Source organism: Rhodococcus sp. NPDC058521, assembly GCF_042719695.1.
Classification (GTDB): domain Bacteria; phylum Actinomycetota; class Actinomycetes; order Mycobacteriales; family Mycobacteriaceae; genus Rhodococcus_F.
Map to the genome: position 1 here is coordinate 120,177 of NZ_JBHXNL010000002.1, position 12,062 is coordinate 132,238.

At 65.0% G+C, this 12,062-nt stretch carries 9 protein-coding genes; 3 read left to right on the forward strand and 6 right to left on the reverse strand.

Going from position 1 to position 12,062, the window contains the following annotated elements:
* Window positions 1-52: 52 nt before the first annotated feature.
* From ACFWO3_RS04690 to ACFWO3_RS04705, 4 genes are all read right to left on the reverse strand, one after another.
* Window positions 53-1,885 (reverse strand): phosphoenolpyruvate carboxykinase (GTP), encoded by a 1,833-nt coding sequence (locus ACFWO3_RS04690; RefSeq protein ID WP_378574302.1) that lies wholly within the window; start codon window positions 1,883-1,885, stop codon window positions 53-55.
* Window positions 1,886-2,129: 244 nt separating this feature from the next.
* Entirely contained in the window at window positions 2,130-2,471 is a 342-nt protein-coding gene (locus ACFWO3_RS04695) for a DUF6802 family protein (RefSeq protein ID WP_378574304.1), read from the reverse strand.
* 94 nt (window positions 2,472-2,565) lie between these two features.
* Entirely contained in the window at window positions 2,566-4,026 is a 1,461-nt protein-coding gene (locus ACFWO3_RS04700) for a hypothetical protein (RefSeq protein ID WP_378574306.1), read from the reverse strand.
* Window positions 4,026-4,877 carry a hypothetical protein gene (locus ACFWO3_RS04705; protein WP_378574308.1) on the reverse strand — a complete coding sequence of 284 codons (852 nt, stop codon included), beginning with the start codon at window positions 4,875-4,877 and terminating at the stop codon, window positions 4,026-4,028. Before ACFWO3_RS04705 ends, ACFWO3_RS04700 begins: the two co-directional genes overlap by 1 nt.
* Before the next feature lie 208 nt (window positions 4,878-5,085).
* On the opposite strand from ACFWO3_RS04705, the gene trmB reads away from it, so the two are divergent.
* Genes trmB through ACFWO3_RS04720 form a run of 3 tightly spaced genes read left to right on the forward strand, consistent with a single transcriptional unit; the run spans window position 5,086 to window position 9,555 of the window.
* Window positions 5,086-5,862 carry a tRNA (guanosine(46)-N7)-methyltransferase TrmB gene (gene trmB, locus ACFWO3_RS04710; RefSeq protein ID WP_378574310.1) on the forward strand — a complete coding sequence of 259 codons (777 nt, stop codon included), beginning with the start codon at window positions 5,086-5,088 and terminating at the stop codon, window positions 5,860-5,862.
* The gene (locus ACFWO3_RS04715) at window positions 5,859-6,575 is read left to right on the forward strand and encodes an NYN domain-containing protein (RefSeq protein ID WP_378574312.1); all 717 of its coding nucleotides are present in this window, start codon (window positions 5,859-5,861) and stop codon (window positions 6,573-6,575) included. Before trmB ends, ACFWO3_RS04715 begins: the two co-directional genes overlap by 4 nt.
* Before the next feature lie 10 nt (window positions 6,576-6,585).
* A complete protein-coding gene (locus tag ACFWO3_RS04720; RefSeq protein ID WP_378574314.1) occupies window positions 6,586-9,555 on the forward strand; it encodes an MMPL family transporter in 2,970 nt (989 codons plus the stop codon).
* Here ACFWO3_RS04720 and ACFWO3_RS04725 read toward each other — a convergent pair.
* Window positions 9,530-11,314: a DUF2339 domain-containing protein gene (locus ACFWO3_RS04725; RefSeq protein WP_378574316.1), complete on the reverse strand. Its 1,785-nt coding sequence runs from the start codon at window positions 11,312-11,314 to the stop codon at window positions 9,530-9,532. The genes ACFWO3_RS04720 and ACFWO3_RS04725 overlap by 26 nt on opposite strands.
* Before the next feature lie 63 nt (window positions 11,315-11,377).
* Window positions 11,378-12,025 (reverse strand): DUF1707 domain-containing protein, encoded by a 648-nt coding sequence (locus tag ACFWO3_RS04730; RefSeq protein WP_378574318.1) that lies wholly within the window; start codon window positions 12,023-12,025, stop codon window positions 11,378-11,380.
* Window positions 12,026-12,062: the final 37 nt, after the last annotated feature.

The following is a 12,062-nucleotide window of genomic DNA, read 5'->3' on the forward strand; positions in this document are numbered from 1 at the left end:
GTGACATTCGTCGAAAAAAGGGGTGGAGAAGAAAAGGGTGGAGAAGGGAGGACTAGCCGAGGCGCTGCTTGAGAGCCTCGAACTCGTCACGCACGCTGGACGGCACCTTCTCGCCGAGGAACTCGAACCACTCCTCGATGAGCGGGATCTCCTGCTTCCACTCCTCGACGTCGACCCTCAGCGACTCGTCGACGTCTGCGGGTGCGACGTCGAGGCCTTCGAGGTTGATCTGCGCAGCAGTCGGGACGTTTCCGACCGGTGTCGATTCCGCAGCGGCGTTGCCGTCGATCCGATTGACGATCCACTCGAGCACGCGCGAGTTCTCGCCGAAGCCTGGCCACAGGAAGCGGCCGTCTTCACCGCGACGGAACCAGTTGACGTAGAAGATCTTGGGGAGCTTGTCCGCGTCGGCGTTCTTGCCGATGTTTCCCCAGTGCGCGATGTAGTCGCCCACGTTGTAGCCGATGAACGGGAGCATGGCCATCGGGTCGCGGCGCACGGAGCCGACCTTGCCCTCTGCGGCGGCGGTCTGCTCGGAGCTCATGGTTGCACCCATGAACACGCCGTGCTGCCAGCTGAGCGACTCGGTGACCAGCGGGATGGTCGACTTGCGGCGGCCACCGAACAGGATCGCCGAAATCGGCACACCCTGCGGGTCGTCCCACTCGGGAGCGAGGATCGGGCACTGCGACATCGGGGTGCAGTATCGCGAGTTCGGGTGCGCGGCCTTCTCCTCGGACTCGCGCAGAACCCAGTCGCGCCCCTTCCAGTCCGTGAGGTGATCGGGCTCGCCTTCGAGGCCCTCCCACCACACGTCGCCATCGTCGGTCTTGGCGACGTTGGTGAACAGGGTGTTGCCGGCCTCGATGGTCTTCATCGCGTTCGGGTTCGAGGACCAGTTGGTGCCCGGTGCGACGCCGAAGAAGCCGTACTCCGGGTTGACGGCGTACAGGCGGCCGTCCTCACCGAAACGCATCCAGGCGATGTCGTCACCGAGGGTCTCGGCACGCCATCCGGGGATGGTCGGCTGAATCATCGCGAGGTTGGTCTTGCCACAGGCACTCGGGAACGCGGCGGCGACGTAGTACGCCTTGTCCTCGGGCGAGATCAGCTTGAGGATGAGCATGTGCTCGGCGAGCCAGCCCTCGTCGTGGGCCATCGCCGAAGCGATACGCAGCGAGTAGCACTTCTTGCCGAGCAGTGCGTTTCCGCCGTAACCCGAGCCGTAGCTCCAGATCTCACGGTCTTCCGGGAAGTGGGTGATGTACTTGGTGTCGTTGCACGGCCACGGCACGTCGGCCTGATCCTCTTCGAGAGGCGCGCCCACCGAGTGCAGCGCCTTCACGAACGGCTTGTCCGTGCCCATCTTCTCGAGAGCGGCCGAACCCATACGGGTCATGATGCGCATCGACACGACGACGTACTCGGAGTCGGTGATCTCGACACCGAGCTTCGGGTCGTCGGCGCCGAGCGGACCCATGCAGAACGGCACCACGTACATGGTGCGACCGCGCATGCTGCCGCGGTACAGCTCCGTCATGATGGACCGCATCTCGGTCGGGTCCATCCAGTTATTGGTCGGACCGGCGTCGATCTCTTCACGCGAGCAGATGTAGGTGCGCGATTCGACACGTGCGACGTCCGACGGATCGGAGTTGCCGAGGAACGAGTTGGGCTTCTTCTCTTCGTTGAGCTTCGTGAAGGTGCCCGCATCGACGAGTTGAGAGGTCAGTCGATCCCATTCTGCGTCCGAACCGTCCGCGAATACGACACGGTCGGGCTGAGTGAGTTCGGCAACTTCCTTCACCCAAGCCAGCAGCTCGCTGTGCTCGGTGGGGGGCGTGCCGTCAGTTCCGTTCAGACCGGGAATGGTCGCTGAGGTCATCAAACTCTCCTGGGGTGAGCCGGAACCAGGTTCGGGTAATCGCCGTTGCAAGAGCCGTGCAGCAGTCGAGCGCCGAACCCGATTTTCCCCCTCTCGGCCGGGGACCAGCCGCGCCTCCCACGCAAATGGAAGACACGGGCGCCGGGTGTCCTATACCTAGAGGTTAACGCCGGGAGTCCTCACATTGGCAATCGGGTGCGGTCGGATCTGTCACAGGAACGATTCAGTACACCGCCCGCGTGCCTCAGTCCTGACCGAGTGCACCCTGATCGGTCTGCTCCCAGTGCGGCTGACCGTCCTCGCCGCGGTGAAATTCCCACGCCTCGTACTCGCCGTCCTCGTGCACCATCGTCACGTTGTCGGCCGTTCCGTCGCCGTCCATGTCGGTGGCGACGATCATTGCGTCCCCGGACTGGAAGCTGACGGAGTCCAGGATTCCGTCGCCGTCGATGTCGAGGGTCGGATCGGTGAGCGCGACGGCGTCGGAATCGTGCCCGAAATGCTCAGGGTCGATATCGGGGAGGTCGTTCATCATGAAGCTGTCGGCCGTCGCCATCGACATTCCCTCGCCTTCGGAGTCGTGCATGGCGTCACCCGTGCTGGATGCCGCATGCAGTTCGTGACAAACACAAGAAGATACGGACATTACGCCTGCCTCCGTCGCCGCTCGTTCAGTGCACTCACGTGATCAGACGCGCCGGACCGCCGTTCGGTTCCGCATTTGCAGGATCAGTATGGACGAGACCCGCGGTGAGGGCAGCGAGATCCCGGTCGCATGCGGAGAGTTGACCCGACCGCCGACGGCTCGTGCGGCGGATCTCGGCGTCCAGTGCCGCCACTTTCTCGTCCACGTCGAGTGCGTGAGTCCGACTCTGGGCCATGATCGCCTCGCCGGCCCTCGCTTCCGCGTCGACCAGCCTGGCCAGCACGAATTGATCCAGTTGCGCCCGGACGTGAACCAACGCATCGGCGACCCACTGCCGGGTGTGCGCACGTTCGGCGACGTGTCCGCGGGCACGCGTCAACCACCACGCGGCAAGGGCACCCAGAAGCAGGGTGATCGGGATGGTCGCGATGTCGAGCGCCGGAACCATCGCGAGAGGCGACACCACCAGTCGTCCGAGACCAAGGCCTGCGGACGCACCGATGAGAATCGTCATTCTGTCTTCCAGCCCGCGGTGTCTGGGCTCCGGATCGTCCGGCATCTCCACGAGCGGGCCCGCCTTCGAGCCCGCATCGCCTGGTTCGACACCCAACCGCGACTGCATGACGTCGAGCCTGGCGTCGGTGATGCCACCGATACCCCGGCCTGCGTCCGCGACGATGTCGGCCAGTCGTCGTGGGTAGGCCACGAGCTCCTTGGCGTCGGCGCGGGCGATCTCCGTGCGAGTCGTCGCACCCACTGCTCGACTCCATGAAGCGACCTCGTGCAGCAGCTCGACCTTCGCCAACTGCGATTCACTGCGCATTCGAGCTACGCGTTCGGCGCGGCGTCCGTCGCGGTGGGCCAGCAATTCGGTGCGTTCGGCACGCAGCACGGTGGCGGGGTCGTTCTCACGCACCGATTCGGCGGTGGTCACGATCATCTGCCGGGTCTGCTCGATGATGTCGACGGCGGCGTACGAGCGTCGCGGCACCGATTTCGCCTCGGACAGAATCGCGCGCAGCAGCTCCTCCACGCCTGAGGTTTCCACGGACGCCGACACCGGGTGGATCGGCGAAGCAGCGAAACCGGGGGCGTGCTCGGCAAGCAATCGGCGGTCGCGGTCGAGCACCGAAGACCAGTCCCGATGCAGATCGATCTTGGTCAGTGCGAGGACCACCCGGTCGGCGCTCGCGTCCGCCCGCTCGAGGATGGAAAGTTCCTCGCGACCTATCGCCGCGGCCGCATCGAAGACGACGAGCGCTACACCGATCTCCCGTGGTGCCCCGGAAATGCCCTCGGAGAACTCGACCGCCTCGGCGGGCGCCCGGTGCTGCAACGCCGAGATCAGGGTCGTCTTGCCGGAGCGGGGTGGTCCGAGTACCTGCACGGGGTCGGGCACTACTTCGTCGGCCGTTCGGTGCAGGTGCCGGGCCCCCACCGGGTTCCAGCGAGCTACCACCGACGTTGCCTCTTCTGTCAGGTCTGAAACGGCCATCACGCCCCACGCGCTCTGGCCCGGCCGGACAGGCGGGCCCACTGACGGACGTAGTCGCGATGCACCGTGAGGATCTGGCGCCGCTGGCGAGCGGGGAGTCCCGCAGTTGCCTGCCCCTTCCACCACTGCGCATTCCGCAGGGCCTCCTCGGCGGTGCGGGGAGCCCCGGGGGCACGACCGGAAAGTTCGGACAGTTCAGCCCTGGCAGCGCCGGCTTCGAGAGCGACGGCCGCATCGCTGGTGACGCACTGCTCGATGACGTCGCGTGCAGCGAAGCTTCGGGCAGCCTGCCTGCGCAGTTCACATATCAAAACGCCGCCTCGTGCGATCTCGGCCGATCGGACCCCGGCGGTCACCGCGTCCACGACGGCTTCGGCACCCTCTGCGGTGGTGGCGACCAGCGGGTACACCTTCGTTCCGCACTCCCGCGTGCACTCGTCGATCCGCGCGCCGATCTCGGAAGTGTCCGAACCAAGGGTGTCCGCCTTGTTCAGCACGAGGACCACCGACGCGGCGGTGGTGGTCTCCAATGCTCGCCGGTCTGCCGACCGCAATGCGTCCACCAGTAGGTAGACCAGGACGTCCGCGTCGAGCACGGGGTCGGCCGTCGCCGGCGAGTCGAAGGCGGAGGTCTCGACGAAATCGATTCGCGATGGTTCCGGTGTGGCATTTCTCAGCATCGTGGTCACAGTGGTCCGGCCAACACCCGCGCGTCCCGCTATCTGCACCCGAACGGGCGCCGAATGGGCTTCGAATGCGGCGGCGAGTGCGTCGGCCGCAACCCGATCGAGTTGTGCCACCCGAGGCACGACATCGCCGAGAGCTGCTGCCGGAGAAACACTCGAGGTCATGGTCAAGCCGACGTGCGATCCTGACGACGGGGCGTAGCCACTCGTATCTCTCGTAATCTCCACGTGTCGTCCCCCTGTGCAATCGATGGTGCCGTCCCACCCCTGTTTCTGCGCCGATTCTGTCAGATACGAGCACTGACAGCGCGCCCAGCCGTGCTTGTCATACTGCAGTTTTCCGCCCAAGTCTCAACCAAAACTTCAGACCCGTGTGCCGGAAACGCCGATCATGCGTGACAATGGTCCGGTGAACGACGCCGATCAGGAAGCACCCGTGACACCTAACGACGGGCAGACGAACGCTCCCAGGGGGTCCCGTCTGTATCCGCGAGTCACCAGCTTCCGCTCACGTAGAGGGTCCCTGACCGAGGCTCAACAGGCAGCCTGGGACCGTCAGTGGCCGCTGATCGGCGCGGACGTGTCCGACGATCCGCTCGACGACGAGGCCTGGTTCGGGCGCACCGCGCCGCTCATCCTCGAAATCGGCTCCGGGACCGGGACCGCGACGTCGACCATGGCGAAGGCGGAGCCGGAGAACAATTTGCTCGCCGTCGAGGTGTACCGCCCCGGTCTGGCGCAGTTGTTGCAGCAGGTGGAACGAGAATCGATCCCCAACATCCGCGTACTGCGCGGAGACGCGATGGACGTCCTCGAGAACATGATCGCCCCACAGTCCCTCACCGGTGTGCGGGTGTTCTTTCCGGACCCGTGGCCGAAAGCCCGCCACCACAAACGCAGGCTCCTGCAGGCGCCGACGTTCGCGCTCATCGCGAACAGACTGAAGCCGGGCGGAGTGCTGCACGTGGCAACCGATCACGCCGAGTACGCCGAGTTCATCGCCGAGGTCGGTAACGCGGAACCCTTGCTGACCGCCCTCGACTGGGAATCACCGATGACACACGAACGCCCCGTCACCAAGTTCGAAGACAAAGCCCATCAGGTCGGAAGACCTGTCACCGAGCTGATTTGGGGGAAGATCAGGTCATGAGTCTCAGCGAACAGCTCCCCGACGTGGACAGCGCTTACTCGGATTCCGCGAATGCCGTCGGCTCCGGCCGCGACGCGCACGGACCCAAGAGGGTCCTTCTCGTCTGGGACGCCCCCAATCTCGACATGGGGCTCGGCGCCATTCTCGGTGGCCGCCCGACCGCTGCCTACCGTCCTCGATTCGATGCTCTGGGTCGCTGGCTGCTGGCCCGCACCGCCACCCTTTCGTCCACCACGAAAGGCACTCTCGAGCCCGAGGCGACGGTCTTCACCAACATCGCCGCAGGTAGCGCCGATGTGGTCCGTCCCTGGGTCGAAGCGTTGCGTAACGTGGGTTTCGCGGTGTTCGCCAAGCCGAAGGTCGATGAGGACAGCGATGTCGATTCCGACATGCTCGAACACATCGCTCTTCGGCGCGGCGAGGGGTTGGCCGGCGTCATGGTCGCCTCCGCCGACGGTCAAGCGTTTCGTGAACCGTTGGAGGACATCGCTGCAACCGGTATCCCGGTCCAGGTACTCGGATTCCGCGAGCACGCCAGTTGGGCGGTGTCGTCCGAAGTCCTCGACTTCGTCGACCTCGAAGACATTGCGGGCGTGTTCCGGGAGCCGTTGCCGCGGGTGAGCCTGGAGACCTTGCCCGACGAAGGTGCCTGGTTGCAGCCGTTCCGACCGCTTTCCGCCCTGCTCGTCGGGCGAAAAAGTGCTGCCGAGTAGGAGTTGATCAGTGTTCGCCAGCTGGGGAAGCATTGTCTACCGAGCCCGCTTCACCGTCATCGCCGTCATGGTGGCCGGACTGTTGGGTCTTGCCGGCTACGGCCTCAGCCTTCAAGACCATCTGAGTCAGAGCGGCTGGGACGATCCTGGGTCCGAATCGGTCGAGGCTTCCAAGCTCGCTGACCAGACGTTCGGACGCGACACGATGGCGGACGTCGTGGCGCTGTACACGGCGCCCGAGGGCAAGACTGTCGACGACCCCGAGTTCCAGTCGAAGATCAGCGCGAATTTGAACGCACTGCAGACCGAACACAAAGATCAAATCCTCAAGATCAACGCCAGCTACTTCGAGGCCGACGGCGTCATCGGTGCAGGCCAGCCCATTCTCGCGGACGCGGACAAAAAGCACGCGATCGCCAGTATCGGCATCGTGGGCGCCAACGACACCGAGATCACCAACAACTTCCGCGATGTGAAGGACGCCTTCTACATCGACGGGGTCGACGTCCAGTTGGCGGGCCTACAACCCGTCGCCGGTGCCCTGAACGACACGATGGCGCAGGACATCCATCGCATGGAGATCCTGGCCATACCGGCTGTCGGTGTGCTGCTGTTCTTCGTGTTCGGTGGCGTGGTCGCGGCTGCCCTACCGCTGATCATCGGTGGTCTCACCGTCATCAGCGCCAACGGCATCGTCCGTCTCATCACCAATTTCACGGAGGTCAACGCCTTCGTCGTACCCGTGGTGTCGCTCGTGGGCCTCGGACTCGCCATCGACTACGGGTTGTTCATCGTCAGTAGATTCCGTGAGGAGATGGCCGAGGGCTACGAGACCGGTGCCGCCGTCCGCAGAACCGTGATGACCGCAGGCCGCACCGTCGTGTTCTCGGCAACCATGATCGTGGCCAGCCTCGGCGGTCTGTTGCTGTTCCCCCAGGGCTTCCTCAAATCGGTGGCTTACGGCGCCATCGCGACGGTCATGCTCGCGGCCCTCACCTCCATCACGATCCTGCCCGGCATCCTCGGCATCCTCGGCAAGCGCATCGACATGCTGAGCTGGAAGCGCTTCCGACAGACCAAGAACGCCGAGGAGATCGAAGGCAGCATCTGGGGCCGGCTCACCCGTTGGGTGATGCAGAACCCGCTCAAGGTGACCATCCCGATCGTGATCGGACTGCTCCTCCTCATCGTTCCTCTCACCGGCATCAAGTTCGGTGGCATCAACGAGACCTACCTGCCACCCGGCAGCGATACCCGCGCAGCCCAGGAACAGTTCGACGAACTGTTCCCGGATCGGCGCACCGAGCCGGTCAAACTGGTCATCAGGGGCGACGACGCCGCGGCGGTCAACAAGGCGGTGAGCCCCCTCATCAAGGAGGCCAGCGACGCTCCGGGCCTGGTCAGCAATTTTGCACCGTCGACGGCGACCAAGGACGGCGTGGTCGTTCTCCAGGCCGGTCTGGAGAACCGCAACGAATCGACGGCCACCATGGACTATCTGCGGTCCATGGAGACCCCGGACGGTGTGGACGTCCTGATCGGCGGGACACCAGCACTCGAGTACGACAGCATCAATGCTCTGCTCGACAACCTGCCGCTGATGGTGCTCCTCGTTCTCGTGGCCACCACTCTGCTCATGTTCCTGACATTCGGATCACTCGTGCTTCCGATCAAGGCGGCATTGATGAGCGCGTTGGGTCTCGGCTCGACGCTCGGCATCCTGACCTGGATCTTCATCGACGGCAACGGTGCCGGGCTACTCAACTTCACACCCGGGCCGATCATGTCGCCGGTGCTGGTGTTGATCATCGCGATCGTCTACGGCCTGTCCACCGACTACGAGGTGTTCCTGCTTTCACGCATGGTGGAAGCCAGAGCGCAGGGCGCGAGCACCACGGAGTCGATTCGAGTCGGCACCGCCCATACCGGCCGCATCATCACCGCAGCGGCACTGATCCTCATCGTCGTCACCGGGGCCTTCGGCTTCTCCGAACTCGTGATGATGAAGTACATCTCGTACGGCATGATCGCCGCATTGATCATCGATGCCACGCTCATCCGAATGTTCCTCGTTCCGGCAACGATGAAGCTGCTGGGCGACGACTGCTGGTGGGCTCCCGCCTGGATGAAGCGAATCCAGGAAAAGGTCGGGCTCGGCGAACCGATCCTCGACAACGAACTGATGCCGCAGGACGTCCCGGAGCTCACGCCGGTCGGTGTCGCCTCGGCGCCTGCACCTTCGCGGCGGCCTGCGCGCGGCGACTACGTTCCGCTCCTGAACGAACCGCTCACCGAACCGATCCCCATCGTGTCGGCCGCGACCAAGAAGCTGAACTCGGCTCAGCGCAAGGCTCGACGCGCCGAGCAGGAGGCTCGGCGTTCGGCTACGGGTCGCCCGGCGCGCGCACCGCACGACGCCGACGATCTGGAGCAGCAGGCGCCCCAGCAGCAGGCCCCGAGCGCCGCACCACCACTGCCGACCCGTCAGCGGACCACCCCACCGCAGCAGGATTCCCCGAGCAATCAGGGTGCCACCGATCTTGGCGGGTCTTCGCCTGCCAACCCGTTGCAGCAGCCCTCGCGCGGACCTGCCGTCGAATCTCGCCCGATCGAGAGCTGGCTGGCCGACCTGAGATCGACATCCGCGTCCGAACCGCGCCGTTCGGGGCCCACGGCAGGCGCACCGTCGCTCCCGACGCGCTCCCGTCAGCCCGTCCCGGCGCCGTACACGCAGGAGACGCCCTCCGCCCCGCGGATGCGGCCCACACCGGTACTGCCTACCCGTCGGCGCCGACTCATCGAGACCTCGGACTCCGATTACACGAACGGCAGCTACTCGAACGGATCCGGTGTCGGCAGCTCCGACACCAATGGTTCGACCGCTCATGACGAGGCCGTCGACAACAGCGGTCGGCACCGAGGCGACGAGGGCAACGCGGTGAGCGTCAGCGAGCTCATTGCTCGTCAGAAACGTCAGTGACCGGTCCCCGCTCCGCGAACTCACGGGCGTAGCGAGTTCCTGCCCCGAGGAGGAGCAGGCCGACCGCGATGAAGGCGAACACGCGGGCAATTCCGTTCAGAGTCGCGAGATCGAACAGGAAGAGCTTCGCGACCGCGGCCGCTGTGAGGGCGAGGCCGAAGCCCAGTGCCGGCCGGGCGTGGTCGCGGTGTGCCAACCCGAACAGTAGAGCCGCAGTGGCTGCCAGCATCCACACGATGGTGGCAGTGCAATGACCGGCAACGAATCCGGCGTCGGTATGCGTGATCGTTGTTCCTGCCGCGACGACGGCACTGGTGATCACATAGAGAATGCCCGCACCCGAGGCCAGCCACAGAAGCCGAGCGTTGGCAAAGCCTACGAGTTCGAGTCTGTGGGCCTGCTTGACCGTCAACGCGAACCCTGCAGCAAGCATGATTCCCGAGAACACGACGGACACACCGAGTTCGGCGACCGCGATTCCACCGTCGGCGAGCGCGGGCAGCGGTGCCTGATCCATGTGGACCAGCCCCGCGACAATCGTGTAGGCCACGCCGATTCCGTAGCACACTCGGGACTCGGCCTTCCCCGCCGCGACGAGGAACAGAACTCCGAGGCCGGCAACGACGACCGGCGTCACGACGGTCGTGGACCACAGCATGCAGAACACCAAGAGCTCGAGTGCGCCGATCCCGGCGATCGTGTACCGGGCATGTGCTGGCAACCGTCGTGTTGCAACGCTGGTTCCGAGCATTACGGCGGCGATGGCGCCGGCGAACACGATGGATGTGGGGCGGGCGAACAACTCGCCCGCGAACATTGCAGGCAGGGCCGTCACCACCACGACGACCGTGGCGGTGATGTCGCGAGAGTTCTTGTACAGCATCACGATCGAGGAGCCGAGTCCGAATGCACACACCGAGACCGCGGCAACTGCAACCCAGATCGCAGTCTCCACATCGGAAGCGCGTGTGGTGACAATGGCTGCCAGCACCACGATCACGACCGGAACGGTCCTGGCGAGCGACAGATACGGCCAGTCACGGCGGAGCTGGGCGGCAAACGTTGCCACCTGGACGACGAAGAGGAATCCGATCAACGTCACGGTCAACCCGTCGGTGGCGAAGGGTGCGAGAAGCGCACCCCCGAGAACCACCATGACTGCGAACGGCTGTGAGTTCCACGTGACAGCGAGACCGACGCCGGCGGCGGCGATTCCGAGCGCAACAGCCATACCCAGAATCGGGTGCAGCCATCCGTACACTGCCGTCACCGCCACGGTGTCCAGGTAAGCGCCTGCGATACCCGTTGCTGCCAAGGCTATTCCACCGATTCGACCTCCGGGCCGGGCGTGGACCCGCAGACCCACGAAGACGAGACATGCCGAGAAGGCCGCTCCCGCGACGACCCGTGGAACCGGACCGAAGAAACCGGCCTGCGCCGCCAGAACCAGCAGCATCACCACTCCGACGAGGGTGACACCCACTCCGGCGACAGCGAGAACGCGGCTGACCACACCGTCCCGTTGCCACCAGGGTGCGCGCGGAGGCTGGGGAGGTGTGGGCTGGGCATAGGCGGGACGTGGCTGGGTATATGCGGGCAGTACGGGAACCGGCGCCGGACGCTGGGTCGCGGTCAGTTGCGCCTGCAGAAGCGCGAAGTTGCGGGTGACGTCGCTCATCTGGCGACCGAGCGAATCGAGTTGTCCCGCCAGGTGCGCGACCAGGCGTGGATCCACCGGAAAGGTATGGGGAACGGTCATGCCTCGATGTTCGTGCGAAAACGGCGCGCGAACATGAGTAGTGCTACTCGAGGGGCATGGGGACTACTGCCCGAACATCTTCCGGATCGACGAACCGAAAGGGTACTTGGCGGTGACGTTGCCGAATCGCACCTTGCCCCGCACCACCAGATGCAACGGGCCGTACGGCGGACCGGATTTCACTCGGGTGGTCGCATTCGAGTCGATCGTCTCGACGCCGTTGAGATCGACCGTCGCCTCCGCCGGAACCACCAGGGAGATCGAACTTGCGTAGTCGTCGATGTCGATACGCACGACCTGCGTGGACATGATCGCCTTGGTGAAATCGAGCGTCACCGAACACATGCGGGTGTCGACGGCGACGACCGGGGGAACATGCCAGGCACCGGACCTCGTGATGCCCGACATACGGCCCCGAACCACGTTGTCCGTGCCGCCGTAGGAGTGCACCTGGTGCATCTGGTGGGCAGCCTGGGCCACAGCGGGTTGTTGCATCACGTTGGCCTGCGCCACCAGGTTCCCGTCGAGAGTGATGCCGGGCAGGTCCACGATCACGGAATTGAGATCGCCGCGCGTCTTCGACGCCAGCACCGTATCCATCCGCTCGGTGAACTCACCGAGCGAGAGCATCCCCTGCCCTACCGCTTTCTGCAGCAGTTCCCCGACATGTTCGCGTTCGGCATCGGATACGCGTAGGTCCCGGTCCTCCATGCGCACCAGGATAGGCGCTCTACCGCCCGGTGCCCAC

Coding starts and splice junctions, on each gene's coding strand:
- ACFWO3_RS04690 (WP_378574302.1), bottom strand. CDS start 1,885: ATGACCTCAGCGACCATTCCCGGTCTGAACGGAACTGACGGCACGCCC.
- ACFWO3_RS04695 (WP_378574304.1), bottom strand. CDS start 2,471: ATGCACGACTCCGAAGGCGAGGGAATGTCGATGGCGACGGCCGACAGC.
- ACFWO3_RS04715 (WP_378574312.1), top strand. CDS start 5,859: ATGAGTCTCAGCGAACAGCTCCCCGACGTGGACAGCGCTTACTCGGAT.
- ACFWO3_RS04700 (WP_378574306.1), bottom strand. CDS start 4,026: ATGGCCGTTTCAGACCTGACAGAAGAGGCAACGTCGGTGGTAGCTCGC.
- ACFWO3_RS04730 (WP_378574318.1), bottom strand. CDS start 12,025: ATGGAGGACCGGGACCTACGCGTATCCGATGCCGAACGCGAACATGTC.
- ACFWO3_RS04725 (WP_378574316.1), bottom strand. CDS start 11,314: ATGACCGTTCCCCATACCTTTCCGGTGGATCCACGCCTGGTCGCGCAC.
- ACFWO3_RS04705 (WP_378574308.1), bottom strand. CDS start 4,877: ATGACCTCGAGTGTTTCTCCGGCAGCAGCTCTCGGCGATGTCGTGCCT.